The organism is Streptomyces callyspongiae (genome assembly GCF_047200695.1).
GTDB lineage: Bacteria > Actinomycetota > Actinomycetes > Streptomycetales > Streptomycetaceae > Streptomyces.
The window spans coordinates 175,202-194,678 of the sequence record NZ_JBJZOM010000005.1 but is presented as its reverse complement, the minus strand read 5'-3'; the positions used below and the strand labels follow the sequence as shown (position 1 = coordinate 194,678).

General features: G+C 71.2%; 17 protein-coding genes. 2 read left to right on the top strand and 15 right to left on the bottom strand.

Annotated elements, in window-relative coordinates; all coding sequences use genetic code 11:
• Positions 1-28: 28 nt before the first annotated feature.
• From ACL06G_RS06555 to pgsA, 15 genes are all read right to left on the bottom strand, one after another.
• The gene (locus ACL06G_RS06555) at positions 29-2,557 is read right to left on the bottom strand and encodes a RelA/SpoT family protein (RefSeq protein WP_412784286.1); all 2,529 of its coding nucleotides are present in this window, start codon (positions 2,555-2,557) and stop codon (positions 29-31) included.
• Positions 2,558-2,699: 142 nt separating this feature from the next.
• Positions 2,700-3,245, bottom strand: a complete 546-nt coding sequence (locus ACL06G_RS06550; RefSeq protein WP_412784285.1) for an adenine phosphoribosyltransferase — start codon at positions 3,243-3,245, stop codon at positions 2,700-2,702.
• A 5-nt stretch (positions 3,246-3,250) separates the two neighbouring features.
• Positions 3,251-4,375 carry a protein translocase subunit SecF gene (gene secF, locus ACL06G_RS06545; RefSeq protein WP_412835557.1) on the bottom strand — a complete coding sequence of 375 codons (1,125 nt, stop codon included), beginning with the start codon at positions 4,373-4,375 and terminating at the stop codon, positions 3,251-3,253.
• A 1-nt stretch (position 4,376) separates the two neighbouring features.
• Positions 4,377-6,155 (bottom strand): protein translocase subunit SecD, encoded by a 1,779-nt coding sequence (secD, locus tag ACL06G_RS06540; RefSeq protein WP_412835556.1) that lies wholly within the window; start codon positions 6,153-6,155, stop codon positions 4,377-4,379.
• A gap of 139 nt (positions 6,156-6,294) precedes the next feature.
• The gene (yajC, locus tag ACL06G_RS06535; protein WP_412784282.1) at positions 6,295-6,753 is read right to left on the bottom strand and encodes a preprotein translocase subunit YajC; all 459 of its coding nucleotides are present in this window, start codon (positions 6,751-6,753) and stop codon (positions 6,295-6,297) included.
• 172 nt (positions 6,754-6,925) lie between these two features.
• Complete coding sequence (gene ruvB / locus ACL06G_RS06530; RefSeq protein ID WP_412784281.1) at positions 6,926-8,008, bottom strand: Holliday junction branch migration DNA helicase RuvB; 1,083 nt, start codon at positions 8,006-8,008, stop codon at positions 6,926-6,928.
• 52 nt (positions 8,009-8,060) lie between these two features.
• On the bottom strand, positions 8,061-8,690 hold the full coding sequence (gene ruvA / locus ACL06G_RS06525; RefSeq protein ID WP_412784280.1) for a Holliday junction branch migration protein RuvA: 630 nt from the start codon (positions 8,688-8,690) through the stop codon (positions 8,061-8,063).
• Complete coding sequence (ruvC, locus tag ACL06G_RS06520) at positions 8,687-9,247, bottom strand: crossover junction endodeoxyribonuclease RuvC (protein WP_412784279.1); 561 nt, start codon at positions 9,245-9,247, stop codon at positions 8,687-8,689. Before ruvC ends, ruvA begins: the two co-directional genes overlap by 4 nt.
• A 114-nt stretch (positions 9,248-9,361) precedes the next feature.
• Entirely contained in the window at positions 9,362-10,111 is a 750-nt protein-coding gene (locus ACL06G_RS06515; RefSeq protein ID WP_412784278.1) for a YebC/PmpR family DNA-binding transcriptional regulator, read from the bottom strand.
• 59 nt (positions 10,112-10,170) lie between these two features.
• Entirely contained in the window at positions 10,171-10,770 is a 600-nt protein-coding gene (gene pdxT / locus ACL06G_RS06510; protein WP_412784277.1) for a pyridoxal 5'-phosphate synthase glutaminase subunit PdxT, read from the bottom strand.
• A gap of 70 nt (positions 10,771-10,840) precedes the next feature.
• Positions 10,841-11,770 (bottom strand): pyridoxal 5'-phosphate synthase lyase subunit PdxS, encoded by a 930-nt coding sequence (pdxS, locus tag ACL06G_RS06505; protein WP_412784276.1) that lies wholly within the window; start codon positions 11,768-11,770, stop codon positions 10,841-10,843.
• 130 nt (positions 11,771-11,900) lie between these two features.
• The gene (locus ACL06G_RS06500; RefSeq protein ID WP_412784275.1) at positions 11,901-12,461 is read right to left on the bottom strand and encodes a hypothetical protein; all 561 of its coding nucleotides are present in this window, start codon (positions 12,459-12,461) and stop codon (positions 11,901-11,903) included.
• Between the two features lie 5 nt (positions 12,462-12,466).
• A complete protein-coding gene (locus tag ACL06G_RS06495; RefSeq protein ID WP_412835555.1) occupies positions 12,467-13,627 on the bottom strand; it encodes a glycosyltransferase family 4 protein in 1,161 nt (386 codons plus the stop codon).
• Positions 13,624-14,550 (bottom strand): phosphatidylinositol mannoside acyltransferase, encoded by a 927-nt coding sequence (locus ACL06G_RS06490; RefSeq protein ID WP_412784273.1) that lies wholly within the window; start codon positions 14,548-14,550, stop codon positions 13,624-13,626. The genes ACL06G_RS06495 and ACL06G_RS06490 overlap by 4 nt, the downstream gene beginning before the upstream one ends.
• Positions 14,550-15,215 (bottom strand): phosphatidylinositol phosphate synthase, encoded by a 666-nt coding sequence (gene pgsA, locus ACL06G_RS06485; protein ID WP_412784272.1) that lies wholly within the window; start codon positions 15,213-15,215, stop codon positions 14,550-14,552. The genes ACL06G_RS06490 and pgsA overlap by 1 nt, the downstream gene beginning before the upstream one ends.
• A 209-nt stretch (positions 15,216-15,424) precedes the next feature.
• On the opposite strand from pgsA, the gene ACL06G_RS06480 reads away from it, so the two are divergent.
• Positions 15,425-17,623 (top strand): elongation factor G-like protein EF-G2, encoded by a 2,199-nt coding sequence (locus tag ACL06G_RS06480; RefSeq protein ID WP_412784271.1) that lies wholly within the window; start codon positions 15,425-15,427, stop codon positions 17,621-17,623.
• Positions 17,624-17,759: 136 nt separating this feature from the next.
• Entirely contained in the window at positions 17,760-19,436 is a 1,677-nt protein-coding gene (locus ACL06G_RS06475) for an AbeC-like domain-containing protein (protein WP_412784270.1), read from the top strand.
• Positions 19,437-19,477 lie beyond the last annotated feature (41 nt).

Sequence of the window (19,477 nt, the reverse complement as noted above, 5' to 3'; positions counted from 1 at the left end):
GCGGGGCCCCTCTCGCTCGTCGCGGGCGCTACTGCCGGCGCGCGGAGGTGACGCGGTAGACGTCGTAGACGCCCTCGACGCCGCGGACGGCCTTCAGGACGTGACCGAGATGCTTGGGGTCGCCCATCTCGAAGGTGAAGCGTGAGACGGCGACACGGTCGCGAGAGGTCTGCACCGCCGCCGAGAGGATGTTGACGTGCTGGTCGGACAGCACTCGCGTGACGTCCGACAGCAGGCGGGACCGGTCCAGCGCCTCCACCTGGATCGCGACCAGGAAGACCGAGGACTGGGTGGGTGCCCACTCCACCTCGAGCATGCGCTCGGGTTCCCGGGAGAGGGCATCCACGTTCTGGCAGTCCGCCCGGTGCACGGACACGCCGTTGCCCCGGGTGACGAATCCGATGATCGGGTCCCCGGGGACCGGTGTGCAGCAGCGGGCCAGCTTCACCCACACGTCGTCCACGCCCTTGACCACGACGCCGGGATCCGCGGTGGAGCGGCGCTTGCGCCGCTTGTGCAGCGGCGGTGTGGTCTCGGCGATGTCCTCGTTGGCGGCCTCCTCGCCGCCCACCGCGTGCACCAGCTTCTTGACGACGTTCTGCGCGTCGGCATGGCCCTCACCGATCGCGGCGTACAGCGCGGAGATGTCCGGATAGCGCATCTCGTGCGCGATGGTGACGAGCGAGTCGCCGGTGAGGATGCGCTGGATGGGAAGGTTCTGCTTGCGCATCGCGCGGGCGATGGCGTCCTTGCCCTGCTCGATGGCTTCGTCGCGGCGCTCCCGCGTGAACCAGGCACGGATCTTGTTCCGCGCCCGGGGCGACTTGACGAAGCCCAGCCAGTCGCGCGACGGCCCGGCCTGCGCGGCCTTGGAGGTGAAGACCTCGACCAGATCACCATTGTCCAGCGTGGACTCGAGCGGCACGAGGCGACCGTTGACCCGGGCTCCTATCGTGCGGTGCCCCACCTCGGTGTGCACGGCGTAGGCGAAGTCGACCGGCGTGGCGCCAGCGGGCAGCGCTATCACGTCCCCCTTGGGCGTGAAGACGAAGACCTCGTTGCGGGAGAGGTCGAAGCGGAGCGACTCCAGGAACTCCCCCGGATCCTCCGTCTCCTTCTGCCAGTCCAGCAGCTGCCGGAGCCAGGCCATGTCGTTGACGGCGTCCTTGTCGCCGCCCCTGCCCGCCTTCTTCGGCACGTCGGTACGCACCTTGGAGGCGCCGGCGACGGCTTCCTGCTTGTACTTCCAGTGCGCGGCGATGCCGTACTCGGCGCGCCGGTGCATGTCGAAGGTGCGGATCTGCAGCTCGACCGGCTTGCCGCCGGGGCCGATGACCGTAGTGTGCAGCGACTGGTACATGTTGAACTTGGGCATCGCGACGTAGTCCTTGAACCGGCCGGGGACCGGGTTCCACCGGGCGTGCACCGTGCCGAGCGCCGCGTAGCAGTCACGGACGGTGTCGACGAGGACGCGGATGCCCACCAGGTCGTAGATCTCGGCGAAGTCGCGGCCCCGCACGATCATCTTCTGGTAGACGCTGTAGTAGTGCTTGGGACGGCCCGTGACGGTGGCCTTGATGCGGGCACCGCGCAGGTCGGACTGCACCTCGTCGGTGACGATCGCGAGGTACTCGTCCCGCTTCGGGGCGCGTTCGGCCACGAGGCGGACGATCTCGTCGTACATCTTGGGGTAGAGGATCGCGAAGGCGAGGTCCTCCAGCTCCCACTTGATGGTGTTCATGCCGAGCCGGTGGGCCAGCGGAGCGTAGATCTCGAGGGTCTCCCGGGCCTTCTGCTCCTGCTTCTCCCGCCGCAGGTAGCGCATGGTGCGCATGTTGTGCAGCCGGTCGGCGAGCTTGATGACCAGGACCCGGGGGTCGCGCGCCATGGCGACGACCATCTTCCGGACGGTCTCGGCCTGTGCCGCCTCACCAAACTTGACCTTGTCGAGTTTGGTCACGCCGTCCACGAGCAGCGCCACGGAGTCGCCGAAGTCGCGGCGCAGCGTGTCCAGCCCGTACTCCGTGTCCTCCACGGTGTCGTGGAGCAGTCCGGCCATCAGCGTGGCCGGGTCCATGCCGAGTTCGGCCAGGATGGTGGTCACGGCGAGCGGATGGGTGATGTACGGATCGCCGCTCTTGCGCTTCTGACCGCGGTGCCACCGCTCGGCCACCTGGTAGGCGCGCTCGATCCGGCGGAGCGTGGCGGACTCGATCTTGGGGTCGTTGCTCCGCACGATGCGCAGCAGCGGTTCGAGGACCGGGTTGAACGGACTGGAGCGCTGGACTCCGAGACGTGCGAGCCGTGCCCGTACCCGGTTGGAGGAGCCGGAACGACCCGACACTCCCGACACCGGGCCGGCGGAGGGCGGGAGGGGGCGCTCCTCGCGCGACGACGTGCCGGACCTGCCGGTTGCCGGGCCCGGCTGCTTGCGGTTCGCCGCGGAACCGGCCCGTCCGCCGCCCTTCTCGGACGCCTCGGCGTCAGGCGCGGATCCGGTGGCCGGATCGGCGTCCTTGCGCTCGGCGGCGGTGAGCGGCTGGGCCTCGTCTGGCACGTGCACTCCTCGTTGGACACCAGGTGGGAATGCCATGGTAACGATCCGGCCGCGCCCTGCTGCCGGGAAAGCTCCGCAGGACGGAACGGGCCGGCCGCGGAGGAGTCTCCGCGGCCGGCCCGCAGCCGGTGCAGGTGTCGGCTCAGACGGTGACCAGGACCTCCAGCGGAGCCCCTCCCAGGGCCGCCTCGAGTCGGGCACGTCCGGGGAGGAACCCCAGTTCCAGCAGGACCGCGACGCCCGCGACCTCGGCACCCGCCCGGCGGACGAGCTGCAGGGAGGCCTCGGCGGTGCCGCCGGTGGCCAGCACGTCGTCGATGACGAGGACGCGGTCCCCGCTGGACAGGTCCTCGGCGTGCACCTCGATCTCGGCACTGCCGTATTCGAGGTCGTACGCCTGGCCGAGAGTGGCTCCCGGCAGCTTTCCCGCCTTCCGCACGGGGACGAATCCCACGCCGGCCCGTACCGCTGCCGGAGCGGCGAGGATGAACCCGCGCGCCTCCAGACCGACGATCTTGGTGGCGCCGTGCTTGTCGCACAGCCCCGCGAGCAGCTCGGTGAGCGCGCCGAACGCCGCCGGGTCGGCCAGCAGCGGGGTGATGTCCTTGAACATCACCCCGGGCTGGGGGTAGTCGGCCACGTCGCGGATCCGGCTCAGCAGGAGCTCCTGCTGGGACACCTCGATCATCCCGCTCACCTCCCGCGGCCCGGTGCGGCACCGGCGCCACCGCCGGTGGTGCGGGGACCGCCCGCGGGGGCAGCGACACTGTCGGCGCGGCCGCCCCGTGCGGGCGAGCCCGGACTGCCGCCCACGGCGGGCGAGCCGTCCTCGCCGTCCTCCTGCCGGGAGTCGGCGCGGGCGCGGCGGGCACGGATGCGCCGGTCGTGCTCGCGGGTCGCGGGCTCCCGCATCTTGAGCTCGGTGGCCACCGGGGTGGCGAGCACGATGGAGGAGAAGGTTCCTGCCGCCAGGCCGACGAACAGCGAGAGCGAGATGTCCTTCAGCGTTCCGCCGCCGAGCAGTCCGCTTCCGATGAAGAGCAGTGCGGTGACGGGGAGCAGGGCGACGATGGAGGTGTTCACGGACCGGACCACGGTCGCGTTGATCCCGAGGTTGGCCAGCTCGGGGTAGGTGTAGCGGTCCTGCTTGGTGAGGTTCTTCGTCCGCTCCTTGACCTTGTCGAAGACGACCACCGTGTCGTAGAGCGAGTAGCCCAGGATGGTCAGCACGCCGACGACGGTCCCCGGGGTCACCTCGAAGCCGACGATGGCGTAGACGCCCACCGTCACCACGAGGTCGTGGACCAGGGCGACGAGGGCTCCGACGGCCATGCGCCACTCGAAGGCGACGGCGAGATAGAGCGTGACCAGCGCCAGGAAGATGAGGATTCCCTTGATCGCCTGGTCGGTGACCTGCTCGCCCCAGCTGGGACCGACCAGGTCGGCGTTGACGCTCTGGGTACGGACGCCGAGTTCGTCGGCGAGCGCCTCACGTGTCTTGCCGGACTCCTGGGTGTCGAGGCCGGTGACCTGCACCCGCAGCGCTCCGCTGCCGAGACGCTGGACGTCGGCCCCGCGGCCCGAGGTGTCCTCGGCGATCTCCCGCGCCTGCTGCTCGGACATCGAGGTGGAGGGGGTGGTGAAGACCGCTCCGCCCTGGAAGTCGATGCCCATGGTCAGCCCCCGGACGCCGAGGCCCGTGAGAGAGATGACCACGAGTGTCAGGGTGACCAGGTACCACAGCTTGCGTCGGCCGATGAAGTCGTACGCGGTTTCGCCCCGGTACAGCTTGGCGCCGAGGTTGCCCAGCCTGGACATCTCAGGCCTCCTTCGGTTCGGCGGAAGTGGTGGTCCGGCGGCGCCCGCGGCCGCGGTGCGGCGGCGACACGCCCAGCCTCTTGGGATCCAGACCGGACCAGGAGCCTCCCTGTGCGAAGTACTTCCGGTTGCCGAGGATCACCATGAGCGGCTTGGTCAGCAGGAACACGACCGCGACGTCGACGGCCGTGGTGAGGCCGAGGACGAAGGCGAAGCCCTGCACGGAGCCGACGGAGACGGCGAAGAGCACGACCGCGGCCAGCACGGAGACCACGTCGGAGACGACGATGGTCCGCCGCGCGTGGGGCCAGGCCCGGGTGATGGCGGAGCGGATGCCGCGTCCCTCCCGGATCTCGTCACGGACCCGTTCGAAGTAGACGATGAACGAGTCGGCGGTGATGCCGATGGCCACGATGGCCCCGCAGACCGCCGGGAGGCTCAGGGCGAACCCGATGGCCGGCCCCAGCAGGGTCATGATCGTGTACGTGAGGATCGCCGCCGCCACCAGGCTGCCGATCGCGACGAAGCCGAGCAGGCGGTAGTAGAAGATCAGGTAGGCCACGACGAGCGCCAGGCCGATCGCACCGGCGATGAGCCCCGCCTGCAGCTGGTCGGCTCCGAGCGTCGGCGAGATGGTGGTGACGTTGCTCTCCACGAAGGTCAGCGGCAGGGCGCCGTAGGAGAGGATGTTGGCCAGGTTCTCGGCCGACTTCTGGGTGAAGCTGCCCGAGATCTGGGCATCGCCCGCCAGTCGCTCGCGGACGCTCGGTGCGGAGACGACCTCGCCGTCCAGCACGATCGCGAACTGGTTCTGCGGCTGCTGCTTGCGGGACAGCTTGCCGGTGATATCGGCGAACGCGTCGCTGCCCTTGTTGTCGAAGGACATGTTGACGATCCAGCCCTGGCCGCGCTGGCTGTCGAAGACCGCGTTCGCGTCGTCGACGTTCTCGCCCTTCACCGCCACGGCGCCGAGGGCGTACTTGTACGGCCGCTGGGTGTCGCAGGCGACGACGGGGTCGTCGGGCCCGGTGCGGGCCGCGATGCGGCCCGCCTCCGCGCGGGCGGCCTTGGTGGAGCAGTCCAGCTTCTTGAGCTTGTCGGCCAGGCCGGCAGGGACCGCCGCGGCCGGGTCCGGCACGTTCGGGGTCGGCTCGGGTGCCGCCGAGCCGGACGGGCTGGGGCTGGGGCTGGGTGAACCGGACGGGTCCGCCTTGAGGCCGTCGGTCACCGCACGCCCCTGCGTGTCGGACGTCGAGCCGGTGTCGGCCTTCCCGCCGGACTTCCCCTCCGCGCCCGGCTTCGTGCCGTCACTCTGCTTGCTGTCGCCCGGCGAGGGCGACGGTGACTGCTTGTTCTTCTTCGACGGCGCGACCGGCGCGAGGGTGAGGACGGGGCGGAAGTTCAGCTTGGCCGTGGTGCCGACCTGGTTCCGCGCCTGCTTCTCGTTGGTGCCCTCGGGGATGTTGACGACGATGTTCTTGCCGCCCTGGGTCTGCACTTCCGCCTCGGAGACGCCGAGGCCGTTCACACGCCGCTCGATGATGCCGACGGCGGTTTTCATGCTCGTCGGGTTGATGGCGTTCTGGGCGCCGGGCTGCTCCTTCGCCGTGAGGGTGATGCTGGTGCCGCCGGCCAGGTCGATGCCCAGCCGGGGAGTCGTGGTGCCGGCGAGGAACATGCCGCCGGTCAGCGCCACCATGGCGATCAGCAGGACGGTCAGGGCCCGTCCCGGCTTTCCCTGGGCGCCCGGGGACCTGCGGCCCTTTTTCGGTGCTGCCACCTTGTCGTCTCTCCTGTCCAGCCGCCCGCGCAGGCCCGGTGGTGGCCGGTGCGCCCGCGCGCAGCGCGAAGTGGTCTGGGAACACCCGAGCGTCCGGGGGCCGGACCGCACGCGGTCCGGCCCCCGGACGGATCGGGGACTACTTGGAGCCGGTGTCGCCCCGCTCGGCGTCGCCCTCCGGGCCTTCGTCCACGGTGGCGTCGGAGTCCTTGGTGAGGTCGGGCTTGCCGTCGCCGGCCTCCGCCTCCTCCGCCGCGGTGAGCTCGGAGGCGTCGTCGGGCACGACCGGTGCCTCGGAGTCCTTGAAGACCTCGGACTCACCGTTCACGATCCGGTCGTACTCCTCGGCCTCCAGAACGGCGCCGACCGCGTTCTTGGCGAAGAGAGAGTGCAGGCCGGGGGCGACCTCGAGGAGGACGGTGTCCTCGTGGACCTCCTTGACGGTGGCGTACATGCCGCCGATGGTCCGGACGCCCGTGCCGGGCTCCATACGGTCGCGCATCGCGGCGGCCTGCTGCTGCTTCTTCTTCGCGGAACGGGTCATCAGGAACATGGCCCCGATGAGCACGATGAAGGGAAGGAGTGTGACGATACTCACGGCGGATAGTCCTTCTCACGACCGCCTGTGAGCGGCCTGATATGCGGGGTGGTCACACCACCCTGTCAAGGGCGGCGTCGGCGGAGTCTAGGCGAGCTGTCGCCGATGGAACAACGTCAAGCATGGCACTGGGGTTCCGGCCGGGGCGACCATGCACCCCATCACACTACGGTCACGCTTGGAAGAGGCCCGGCTGCCCGGTGCTCCCGGGCGCGTTCCCCGGCGGCACCAGCCCGAGATGCTCCCAGGCCGCAGGGGTGGCCACGCGCCCCCGCGGCGTCCGTGCCAGCAACCCCTCGCGGACCAGGAAGGGCTCGGCGACCTCCTCCACCGTCTCGCGTTCCTCACCGACGGCGACCGACAGGGTCGACAGCCCCACCGGCCCTCCGCCGAACAACTTCAGCAGCGCGCCGAGCACGGCCCGGTCGAGTCGGTCCAGGCCCCGCTGGTCGACCTCGTAGACCTCCAGCGCCCGTGCGGCCACCTCGCGCGTGACCGCTCCGTCCGCCCTGACCTGGGCGTAGTCCCGGACCCGGCGCAGCAACCGGTTGGCGATCCGCGGTGTGCCGCGGGACCTGCCGGCGATCTCGGCCGCCCCTTCCGGGTCGGTGTCCACGTCGAGCAGCCGGGCGGAGCGGTGCACGACCTGTTCCAACTCGGCCGGGTCGTAGAACTCCATGTGCGCGGTGAAGCCGAACCGGTCGCGGAGCGGAGGCGGCAGCAGTCCCGCGCGGGTGGTGGCCCCGACCAGGGTGAACGGGGGGAGCTCCAGAGGGATCGCCGTGGCACCGGGCCCCTTGCCGACGATGACGTCGACCCGGAAGTCCTCCATGGCCATGTAGAGCATCTCCTCCGCCGGCCGGGACATCCGGTGGATCTCGTCCAGGAAGAGCACTTCGCCCTCCTGGAGAGAGGACAGCACGGCCGCGAGGTCGCCCGCGTGCTGGATCGCAGGGCCGGACGTCACCCGGATGGGGGCATCCATCTCCGACGCGATGATCATCGACAGCGTGGTCTTGCCCAGACCCGGCGCGCCAGACAGCAGCACGTGGTCGGCTGCCGCCCCCCGCGCCCGCGCGGCCCGCAACATCAGGTCGAGCTGCTCGCGCACCTTCGGCTGGCCCACGAATTCGGCCAGCCTCCCGGGGCGGAGCGCGGCCTCCACCGCCGAATCGTCGTCGTCCGCCTCGGGCCCGACCACCCGTGCATCGGATTCGGCGCCCGCGGCACCGGGCTCGGCGTCGTACCGGTTCATGGTCTCTGCCTCGGAATCGGGTTCGGTGGTCGTGGGCCCGTCCGCCGCCATGTCAGCGGGCCCGGTTCAGGCTCTGCAGGGCGAGCCGCAACAGCTGCGGGACGGCAGGAGGGCCGCTCGTGGCAGCGGCCTCCTCCGCCTGCGGCCGTACCGCCTCGACGGCCTCCTCGGCCTCGCGGGCGGCGTAGCCGAGACCGACCAGGGCGTCGTGCAACTGCTCGCCCCACGACGGCGGGCCGGCCGCGGCGCGGGACGCCGAGGGAGCCCCCGTGCCGCCGCGCGGTTCGCCGAGCCGGTCCTTCAGCTCCAGCAGGAGCTTCTGCGCACCCTTCTTCCCGATGCCGGGGACCGCGGTGAGGGCCTTCTCGTCGCCCGCCGCCACAGCGGTGCGGAGCGCGTCGGGCCGGTGCACCGCGAGCATGGCCTGGGCGAGTCGCGGGCCGACACCGCTGGCGGTCTGCAGAAGCTCGAAGACCTGCCGTTCGTCGTCGTCGACGAATCCGTAGAGCGTGAGGGAGTCCTCCCGCACGACCAGGGAGGTCGCCAGACGGGCCCGATCGCCCTGCCGCAGGCCGGAGAGGGTGTCCGGTGTGCACTGGACGGACATGCCGACCCCGCCGACCTCGATCACCGCGGAGTCCGGCGCGACGGCCGCCACGGGCCCGGAGACGAAGGCGATCATGCGTAGCGGCCTTTCGGTGTGGCACGGGAGGCACGTGGGCCGGTTCCCCGCGCGGCGGCATGGGCCTGCTGCAGACGGTTCAGCGCGGGCGCCCGCCAGATGTGGCAGATCGCCAGGGCGAGGGCATCGGCCGCGTCGGCCGGCTTCGGAGGTGCCTCGAGCCTGAGCAGACGCGTCACCATGGCCCCGACCTGCGCCTTGCCGGCGCGGCCGGTACCAGTGACCGCCGCCTTGACCTCACTCGGTGTGTGGAGGGCGACCGGCAGCCCGCGGCGGGCCGCGCACAGCATCGCCACGGCACTCGCCTGTGCGGTGCCCATGACCGTGCTGACGTTGTGCTGGCTGAAGACGCGCTCCACCGCGACGGTGTCGGGCCGGTGCTCCTCGAGCCACTCCTCCAGGCCACGTTCCACCGCCAGCAGGCGCCGGGCGGTGTCCTCGGCGGCCGAGGTGCGCACCACGCCGACCGCCGCCATCCGCAGAGGTCGGCCCGGCCCGCCCTCGACCACACCGAGGCCGCATCGGGTCAACCCCGGATCCACCCCCAGCACACGCACCTGTGTCTCCCCTTCTCCCGTCGGCCGACCGCCCGTTGCAGCAGGCTACCGAGGCTATCGGGCCGGACCGACAACCCGGCCGGGCCGCGCGGGAGCAGGAGGAACCGGTCGGTCTCAGCCGACCTTCTCCAGCGTGGCGTCGTCGACGTCGTAGTTGGCGAAGACGTTCTGCACGTCGTCGCTGTCCTCGAGCGCCTCGATCAACTTGAAGATCTTGCGTGCGCCTTCTTCGTCGAGCTCGACCTGGACGCTGGGCAGGAAGCTGTTGTCGGCCGACTCGTAGTCGATGCCGGCGTCCACCAGCGCCGTGCGCACCGCGACGAGGTCGGTCGCCTCGCTGATGACCTCGAAGTTCTCGCCCAGATCGTTGACCTCTTCGGCACCCGCGTCCAGCACAGCGGCGAGCACGTCGTCCTCGGAGAGCTCGCCCTTGCGGACGATCACGACGCCCTTGCGGTTGAACAGGTAGGACACGGACCCCGGGTCCGCCATCGATCCACCGTTGCGCGTCATCGCGACACGGACGTCCGAGGCGGCACGGTTGCGGTTGTCGGTGAGGCACTCGATGAGCACGGCGATGCCGTTGGGCCCGTACCCCTCGTACATGATGGTCTCGTACTCGGCGCCGCCGGCCTCGAGCCCGGCACCGCGCTTGACCGCGCTGTCGATGTTCTTGTTGGGAACGGACTGCTTCTTCGCCTTCTGGATGGCGTCGAAGAGGGTGGGATTGCCCTCCGGATCGGCACCTCCCATCCGCGCAGCGACCTCGATGTTCTTGATCAGCTTCGCGAAGAGCTTGCCGCGCTTGGCATCGATCACGGCCTTCTTGTGCTTGGTGGTTGCCCACTTAGAGTGGCCGGACACAGCCTCGCTCCTTCACAGTCTGCGACTACTAACGCTGCGGCGATCCTAACGCCCCGCGGTCACACCGCGTCCCGCACCAGAGCGGTGAACGCCTCGTGCACCCGGTGGTCGCCGGTCAGTTCGGGATGGAACGACGTGGCCAGCAGGTTCTCCTGGCGCACTGCGACGGGGTGGCCGTCGTAGGTCGCGAGCACCTCGACTCCGGCCCCCGTGGACTCCACCCAGGGGGCCCGGATGAACACGCCCTCCACCGGACCGCCCTCGATCCCGCGGACGTCCAGGGCCGCCTCGAACGACTCGTTCTGACGGCCGAAGGCGTTCCGGCGCACGATCATGTCGAGCCCCCCGACGGTCTCCTGGCCGGAGCGCGGGTCGAGGATCTTGTCGGCCAGCATGATCATACCGGCGCAGGACCCGTAGGCGGGCATCCCGTCACGGACCCGGGCACGGAGCGGTTCCATCAGCCCGAAGACGTGGGTCAGCTTCGACATGGTGGTGGACTCCCCGCCGGGGATCACCAGAGCCTGGACTTCCGACAGTTCCTCGGGGCGCCGCACCGGGAGCGCCCTGGCGCCCGCACCGGCGAGGGCGGCGAGGTGCTCCCGCACGTCGCCCTGGAGTGCGAGGACCCCGATCACGGGATCGGCGTGATTGCTCAAGGGTCACCTCATCGAATGCATGTCGGTACGGCGGTCCCGGTCCACCGGGACCGCCGTACGGGGACGGGTGTCACCAGCCGCGGGACGCGTACCGCTCGGCCTCGGGCAGAGTGTCGCAGTTGATGCCGACCATGGCCTCGCCCAGGCCGCGGGAGGCGTCCGCGATGATCTTCGGGTCGTCGTAGAAGGTGGTGGCCTTCACGATCGCGGCCGCGCGCTTGGCCGGGTCCCCCGACTTGAAGATGCCGGAGCCGACGAAGACACCCTCGGCACCGAGCTGCCTCATCAGTGCGGCATCGGCCGGGGTGGCGACGCCGCCCGCCGAGAACAGCACCACCGGGAGCTTGCCGAGGCCCGCGACCTCCTTGACGAGCTCGTACGGGGCGCGGAGCTCCTTGGCAGCCGCGTACAGCTCGTTGTGGTCCAGCGCCCTCAGCCGGCCGATCTCGCCGCGGATCTGACGCATGTGGCGGACGGCCTCGACCACGTTGCCCGTGCCGGCCTCGCCCTTGGAACGGACCATGGCCGCGCCCTCGGCAATGCGGCGCAGCGCCTCCCCGAGGTTGGTGGCGCCGCAGACGAAGGGCGTCGTGAAGGCGAACTTGTCGCTGTGGTTGACCTCGTCCGCCGGAGTGAGAACCTCGGACTCGTCGATGTAGTCGACCCCGAGCGCCTGAAGCACCTGCGCCTCGACGACGTGCCCGATGCGGGACTTCGCCATCACCGGGATGGAGACGGCATCGATGATGCCCTCGATCATGTCCGGGTCGGACATGCGGGCCACGCCGCCGTCCTTGCGGATGTCGGCGGGAACGCGCTCCAGCGCCATCACGGCGACGGCTCCGGCGTCCTCGGCGATCTTCGCCTGCTCGGGCGTGACGACATCCATGATCACGCCGCCCTTGAGCTGCTCGGCCATGCCGCGCTTGACGCGGGCGGTGCCGGTCTCGGAGGACGGGCCGGCGGCGGACTCGGACGTGGCGGAAGGCGTGCTCGACACGGTGTGACCTCACTCGACGGGAAAGACGACACGGCCATGGTAGGCCGCTTCCGACACGCTCCCCGAAAGCACGACGGACGGGAAAGAGCCAATCCGAGACGGTGGCCTGTGCCGCGCATCTCCGTCCTGGTCACGCCCCCCGTGCCGGGCCCCGCGCGGAGAGCGCCTCCGGCGGCTCGTCGTCCATCTCGAAGGCCAGAGGGAACGGTGCGTGGCCGGCCAGCCGCAACCATCGGACCGCCCGGTGGCGGCGCAGCGCCCGTGCCGCGCGTACGGCGTCGTTGTGGAACCTCCGCGCCATGGGGACCCTGCGCACCGCGGCGGCCAGCTCCGCGGTCGCCTCCTCCCCGCCGGGGGCGGCGCGGACCTCGTCCACCTGCGCGTGGTCGGCGAAGACGGCCCGCAGTGCCTGGCTCAGCTCGCTCTCCGCGACCTCGCGGTGGTCCTCCTGCGCCTGCCGGGCGTCGTGCGCGGCCTGGTGGAGGACCATGGAGGCGGCCGGGTCGAGCAGCCCGGAGGTCGCGAGCTCCTGGGCCACGGAGGCCCGCCGGAGCAGTTGCGCGTCCAGCGCCGACCGCGCGGCGTCGATCCGGGCGTGCAGACGGTCGAGCCGGCCAGCGGTCCAGCTCAGGTAGACGCCGACCAACGCCAGGCCGAGGACGCTCCAGAGCACAGTGGTCACCGCAGGCATCGTCCTCAGTCCCTCGCCATTCCGAAGCGGGTGCGGAGCCCGGTCCGTTCGTCGGGCGCGACCGCGGCGGCACCGTCGGCCACGGTCTCGTACACCGCGAGAACGTCGGCGCCCACCGTCGCCCAGTCGAAACGCCGCACATGGCGTCCGCCGCGCTCGCGCAGTTCCGTCAGGCGCTCCTCGTCGCCCAGCAGCGCCACGGCACGTTCGGCGAGGGCGTCCGGATCGCCGGTGGGGAAGAGCTCGCCGGCCCGGCCGTCGTCCAGCACCTGGGCGAAGGCGTCCAGGTCGGCGGCGAGCACGGGTGCCGACGACGACATGGCCTCCACCAGGATGATGCCGAAGGACTCACCGCCGGTGTTGGGCGCGACGTACAGGTCGACACTGCGGAGCAGCCGTGCCTTCTCCTCGTCGCTGACCATGCCGAGGAACTCCACCCGCTCGTGCAGCTCGGCCGGCAGTTCGGCGAGGGCCTCGCCCGTGTCCCCACGCCCCGCGATGAGCAGCCGCGCGGCCGGCACCCGGGCCGCGATGCGGGGGAAGGCCCGCATCAGCAGCGGCAGTCCCTTGCGGGGCTCGTCGATGCGCCCGATGAAGCCGATCGTGCCGCCCTGCCACTCGGGGCGAGGCTCGGCGTCGGCGAAGAAGTCCACCTCGACACCGTTGGGGATGACGACCGCGTCCCCTCCGAGGTGTTCCACCAGGGTGCGGCGGGCGTACTCACTGACGGCGATGCGGGCGCTGATCTTCTCCAGGGCCGGCTGGAGAATGGGATAGGCGGCGATCATGGCGCGGGATCGCGTGTTGGAGGTGTGGAAGGTCGCCACGATGGGGCCCTGCGCGGCCCAGCACGTCAGCAGCGCCAGCGACGGGGTGGCCGGCTCGTGGATGTGGAGGACGTCGAAGTCGCCGTCGTTGACCCAGCGGCGCACCCGGGCCGCGGAGAGGAAACCGAAGTTCAGCCGGGCGACCGAGCCGTTGTAGGGGACCGGGACGGCCCGGCCCGCGGAGACCACGTAGGGCGGCAGCGCCGTCTCGTCGTCCGAGGGCGCGAGGACAGACACCCGGTGTCCTCGCCGCAGCAGGTGTTCCGCCAGGTCCCGGACGTGGAACTGGACCCCTCCCGGCACGTCCCAGGAGTAGGGGCAGACGATGCCGATCCTCACGCTGCGCCCCCGCTGCCCGCTGCCGGACGGTGGTCCAGGTCGCGGGACCACAGGCGCTGCAGCATGTGCCAGTCCTCCGGGTGGGCCGCGATGCCCTCGGCGAACGCGTCGGCCATGGCCTGCGTCATCGCCAGCGCCTTGTCGCGACGCGTTCCCGACTCCGGCGGTTCCAACGGCGGGTGGACACGACCTCGCATGACGGGCGTGTCGTCGTACCAGAGAGTGACGGGCAGCAGCAGGGCGCCGGTCTGCAGTGCGAGCACGGCCGGTCCCGCGGGCATCCGGGCCTGCTCGCCGAAGAACTCCACCTCGAGACCGGAGGCGGAGAGGTCGCGGTCGGCCACCAGGCAGACCAGGCCGCCTGCGCGCAGCCGTCGGGCCAGGGTGCCGAACGCCTCGGCGCCCTGGTGCGCGAGGACCTCCATGCCCAGGCTCTCGCGGTAGGCGACGAAACGATCGTAGAGGGACCGGGGCCGCAGCCGCTCGGCGACCGTCGTGAAGGGCGTCCGCAGATGGGTCGTCACCCAGGCACCCGCCAGGTCCCAGTTGGCGAGGTGGGGCAGTGCGAGGATCACTCCCCGGTCGGAGGCGATCCCGTCGGTGAGATGGTGGACGCCGTCGGGGGCGAACCCGTTGCGGACGCGTTCCTGCGACCAGGCGGGCAGCCGGAAGGACTCCATCCAGTACCGGAGATAGGACTGCATCCCGGCCCGCGACAGCTCCTCCAGGCGGGAGGGGGACGCCTCGGGGACGACGCGGGCGAGATTGCGCTCCAGCTGGAGCACACCCTTCCCTCTGCGGCGCCATGCCGAGTCGGCGATACCGCGGCCCAGTCTGCGCGCCGCGGGTTCCGGCAGGCGCTTCACACCGGCCCAGCCGGCGCCGTAGAGCAGGTCGGTGACCCGGCCGTCGAACGCGCCCATCACGCCCCGCTCTCCTGCGGCGGCACCTGGTCCGCCTCGTCCGCCTCGGCGGCTTCCCGCCGCACGGTCACCACACGCTGCCCCAGGGTGACGGCGGATCCGACGGCGACGAGCCACAGTGCGACGGGCAGCAGCCACTCGATGTAGGGGACCCCGAAGTCGTGCAGTCCGGCCAGGCCCGCGGCGACCAGGGACACCACCAGCCGCTCGGCGCGCTCGACCAGCCCGTTGACGCGCACGGGGAGGCCGATGCTCTCTCCGCGGGCCTTGGTGTAGGAGACGACCTGCCCGCTCGCGAGGCAGAACAGACTCACCGCGCACAGGGTCGGGTCGTCGCCGTTTCCGGCGTACCACAGCGTCAGTCCCCCGAAGATCGCCGCGTCGGCGACCCGGTCGAGGGTGGAGTCCAGGAAGGCCCCCCATCGACTGGAACGCCCCAGTTGGCGGGCCATGTTGCCGTCGACCAGGTCGGAGAAGACGAAGAGCGTGATCACGACCGTTCCCCAGAAGAACGCGCCGCGCGGATAGAAGGCCAGCGCCCCCACCACGACCCCCGCGGTTCCGACGAGAGTGACCGCGTCGGGACTCACCCGGAGGCGGATCAGCAGTGCGGCGAACGGCGTGAGGACACGCGTGAAGAACGCACGCGCGTACTTGTTCAGCATGGCCTTCCCGAGTGTTCGATGCCTGACCGGCGGCCGTGGAGCCCCCGGGGGGCCATCGTAGCCAGCGCCCGACTCCCTCCGAGGGGCACCGGGGGACGTCGCGACGTATGGACGCGCACCGATACCGGTGGAAAGCTGAGATTCCGCACATTCTCGCGTCCCGGACGGGACGAGGCGGGCCGGCAGGCGCCGGCCGGAAGGCGGGACACATGGGCGACAGGGCAAGCACCCACCCCGGGTCCGCCGGCAGGGCACCGGCGGCCGACCAACCCTCCTCCCTGCGGAACGTGGTGCTGGTCGGCCACACCGGCGCGGGCAAGACCACGCTCGTGGAGGCGCTCGCGCAGGCCACGGGCGCCGTCACCCGTCCGGGCCGGGTCGAGGACGGGAGCAGCGTCTCCGACCACGACGAGATCGAGCACCGGCAGCAGCGGTCCGTGCAGCTCTCGCTGGTGCCCGTCGAGTGGAACGGCGTCCGCGTCAACCTGCTCGACACTCCCGGGTACGCCGACTTCGTCGGGGAGCTCAGGGCGGGTCTGCGCGCGGCGGACGCCGCCCTCTTCGTGGTGTCGGCCGCGGACGGCGTCGACGGCGCGACCCGCATGGTGTGGGAGGAGTGCGCGGGCGTGGGCATGCCCCGGGCGATCGTCGTCACCCATCTGGACGCCGCCCGTGCGGATTTCTCGGAGATGGTCGAGGTGTGCCGTCGGGTCTTCGGGGCCGACGACCCGGACGCGGTGCTTCCGCTGTATCTGCCGCTCCACGGCGAGGAGACACGGGAGGGGCACGCACCGGTGGCCGGACTCATCGGGCTGCTGTCGCAGCGCATCGCGGACTACTCGACCGGGGAGCGCCGTGAGGCCGATCCCGACCCGGAGCACCTGCCGCTGATCGAGGACGCCCGGGCCAGGCTGATCGAGGGCATCATCGCCGAGAGCGAGGACGAGACCCTCATGGACCGCTATCTGGCCGGCGGGAGCATCCCGCTCCCCACGCTCGTCGCCGACCTCGAGAAAGCCGTGGCGCGCGGCACGTTCCACCCCGTTCTGGCCGCGGCGCCCGCCGCCGAGGGTGCCCGTACGGGCCTGGGCACGGTCGAGCTGCTGGAGCTGGTCACGGGAGGGTTCCCGACGCCCGGGGAACGACCCGCACCCGCTGTGAGCACGCCCGGAGGTGCGCCCCGGCCGCCGCTCTCCTGCGACCCCGCGGGGCCGCTGGCCGCCGAGGTCGTCAAGACCACCTCGGACCCCTACGTCGGTCGGCTGTCCCTGGTGCGGGTGTTCTCCGGGACGCTCCGCCCGGACGAGACGGTCCACGTGTCGGGTCACGGTCTGGAGGACCGTGGGCACGAGGACCACGACGTCGACGAGCGGGTGGGGGCGCTCTCCGCTCCGTTCGGCAAGCAGCAGCGGGGCCTGAGCCACGCCATCGCCGGGGATCTCGCCTGCGTCGCGAAGCTCGGACGGGCCGAGACGGGCGACACGCTCTCCGACAAGGCGGACCCCCTGCTGATGGAGCCCTGGGTCATGCCCGACCCCCTTCTGCCGGTGGCGGTGCGAGCGCGCAGCAAGCCCGACGAGGACAAGCTCTCGCAGGGGCTGGCGCGCCTGGCGGCGGAGGACCCCACGATGCGGTTGGAGCAGAACCCCGACACCCGCCAGGTCGTCCTGTGGTGCCTCGGAGAGGCCCATCGGGACGTGGCGCTGGAGCGACTCCGCACCCGGTACGGCGTCTCGGTGGACACCGTGCCGCACCGGGTGGCGCTGCGGGAGACGTTCGCGACCCCGGCGGACGGCCGCGGCCGCCACGTGAAGCAGTCCGGAGGGCACGGCCAGTTCGCGGTGTGCGAGATCAGCGTGGAACCGCTGGAGGGCGGTTCCGGTGTCGAGTTCGTCGACGAGGTCGTCGGCGGGGCGGTGCCGCGGCAGTACATCTCCTCCGTCGAGAAGGGCGTACGGGCACAGGCCGCGCGCGGGGTGTCCGCCGGATACCCGCTGGTGGACGTGCGGGTGACGCTGCGGGACGGCAAGGCGCACTCGGTCGACTCCTCCGACGCGGCCTTCCAGACGGCCGGGGCGCTGGCGTTGCGGGAGGCTGCCGCGGACGCCCGCATCCATCTGCTGGAGCCGGTGGCGGAACTGCGCGTGGTGGTCGCGGACGAGTACGTCGGACAGGTCATGAGCGACCTGTCGGGCCGACGCGGAAGGGTTGTCGGCACCGAGCAGATCCCCGGAGGGCACACCCTGGTGCAGGCGGAGGCACCGGAGATCGAGATCGGCCGCTACGCGGTGGAGCTGCGCTCGTTCTCGCACGGCACCGGACGGTTCACCCGTTCCTACGTCCGCCACGAGCCGATGCCGCCGCAGGTGGCCGAGCGGGTGCGCGAGGAGCAGAAGACGCCCCGGTGACCGCGTCGCTTCCGCCCCTGTCGTCGGCGGGACGCTCTACGCTGTGAACTGACCGAACATCAGGTGTGCGCGGAACGGCGGCGGGGAAGAACGCTGCGGTCCGCACACTTCACAGACACGGCACAGTGGGGGCACGGTGGCGGGGTTCGAGGACCGCAGCGAGAGCACCGGGGCGACGGGCTACGACTTCTCGCCGGGCGCGGAGGTGCCGATCTCCGGAGCGGCCGGCGGTACGGCTGCCACGCACGCCCTGGCGTCCGCCGCGTACCGCGACGGGCCGGTGACCGACCTGTTGCAGGCGAACGGCGACGCGAAGGTCAAGGAACCGAGACTCACGCTCTTCGAGCCCAACCTGGGCGAGGCGTTCTCCCGCGCCGTGCAGTCGCGGCTGCTGGGCGGCGCCCGGAAGGCCGTGATCCAGTCGTTCGGCAGCGAACCGGCCGTGGTGGTGGAGCACTGTCTGGCGGCCAACCGGATCCGCAAGGAGCGGGACACCCGGCTGACAGTGGTGATGGTCGTCTTCGGGCTCCTCTTCCTTCCCGGAGTGCTGCTGTGGCTCCTCGGCTTCCAGCTGCGCCGTTCGCTGGCCGGCGCGCAGAACAAGCGCGTGGGGAGCTTCGGCATGGCGGCCCTGGCCGCGCTGGGCGTCCTCGGAGTGGTCCTCCTCGTCCGCCTCCCGGTGGACGGCTTCCTGGCGGTGTACCTGCGGCTGATGCTGGTGGCCCCGGTGGTGGGCTGGCTGTGGGCCAAGCGGATCTGCGAGCAGTACGCCAAGGATCTGCGGTCCCGCTGGCAAGGGCTCCTCACCGGTGGCGGGGTCGGTGCCAAGGTCCCGGAGGCCGTGCCCCGCGATCCCGGGGACGCCGCCGCGGAACGCATCCGTGCCAGTCTGCGGAAGCTGAACTCCGAGCAGGCGAGCAACCTGGTCTACTACGCCGGGCCCAAGGGCATTCTGGGCATGGGCACCCGCTGGGGCAGTTGGCAGCTGGCCGAGGAGCTGCGTCCGGCGGAGCCCGGGAAGGACATCGATCCCTTCCGCAGTTGGGACGTCGTACGGGCCATCCAGGACCAGTTGCGGATGCTCGAGCGCACCCCGATGCACACCGGGGGGTTCCCCGCCCCGCAGATCCGCCACTGGATCGTCTCCCCGATCGGTGAGGGCGCCAAGGAGGTCGAGCGCCGCGAGGGCCAGGAGGTCGAAGGCTTCCGCATCAAGGACTTCGAGGTGCAGCGCATCTGCGACCAGCAGCAGTTCGGCAGCGGTGACCGCCACTACCTGGGCGTGCAGTTCGTCCTCTGGGACGGGCAGTTGGTGATCACCATGCTGATCACCGTCACCATGCTCCACCACACGCTGCGCATCGAGGTGACCGGTCATGCCCTGGGGCCGGTGCATCCGCTGTTCACCACCAAGCCGAAGGCGAAGACCAAGGAAGTCTCCAAGAGCATGCGCTTCTGGGAGACCAAGGAGGTCACGCTCCCGTTGGTGGAGACTCCGGAGGTGGTGCGCCTCACGGTGAGAGCGCCGTTCACCTGGTATCCGCCGCTCCTGGACTTCCTCGGGGGGAAACTGACGCTGCCGGAGCCCTTCGGGCTGCGGCACGCCTGGGCCGACAAGCCCTGGAGGCACCGGTTCATGGCCGACGACGCGCTGCGCGCCGCAACGCCGGTGCTGCGCGTGGTGCACGGCGCCACCATCCGGCTGCTGGAGGAGAAGGGCTGCGTCACCAAGCAGTTCGGGACCCGCTCCGACGTGCTGAGCAACCTGGTGCAGGAGGTCGAGCCCCAGCACGCCGACGTCTACGACGCCTGAGACTCTCCGGTACCCGGACGGTGTGGGCCACCGGACGGGCA

Coding starts and splice junctions, on each gene's coding strand:
- ACL06G_RS06490 (WP_412784273.1), bottom strand. CDS start 14,550: ATGGGCGCGTTCGACGGCCGGGTCACCGACCTGCTCTACGGCGCCGGC.
- ACL06G_RS06500 (WP_412784275.1), bottom strand. CDS start 12,461: ATGCCTGCGGTGACCACTGTGCTCTGGAGCGTCCTCGGCCTGGCGTTG.
- ruvA (WP_412784280.1), bottom strand. CDS start 8,690: ATGATCGCCTTCGTCTCCGGGCCCGTGGCGGCCGTCGCGCCGGACTCC.
- pgsA (WP_412784272.1), bottom strand. CDS start 15,215: ATGCTGAACAAGTACGCGCGTGCGTTCTTCACGCGTGTCCTCACGCCG.
- ACL06G_RS06550 (WP_412784285.1), bottom strand. CDS start 3,245: ATGATCGAGGTGTCCCAGCAGGAGCTCCTGCTGAGCCGGATCCGCGAC.
- ruvB (WP_412784281.1), bottom strand. CDS start 8,008: ATGAACCGGTACGACGCCGAGCCCGGTGCCGCGGGCGCCGAATCCGAT.
- secF (WP_412835557.1), bottom strand. CDS start 4,375: ATGTCCAGGCTGGGCAACCTCGGCGCCAAGCTGTACCGGGGCGAAACC.
- ACL06G_RS06480 (WP_412784271.1), top strand. CDS start 15,425: ATGGGCGACAGGGCAAGCACCCACCCCGGGTCCGCCGGCAGGGCACCG.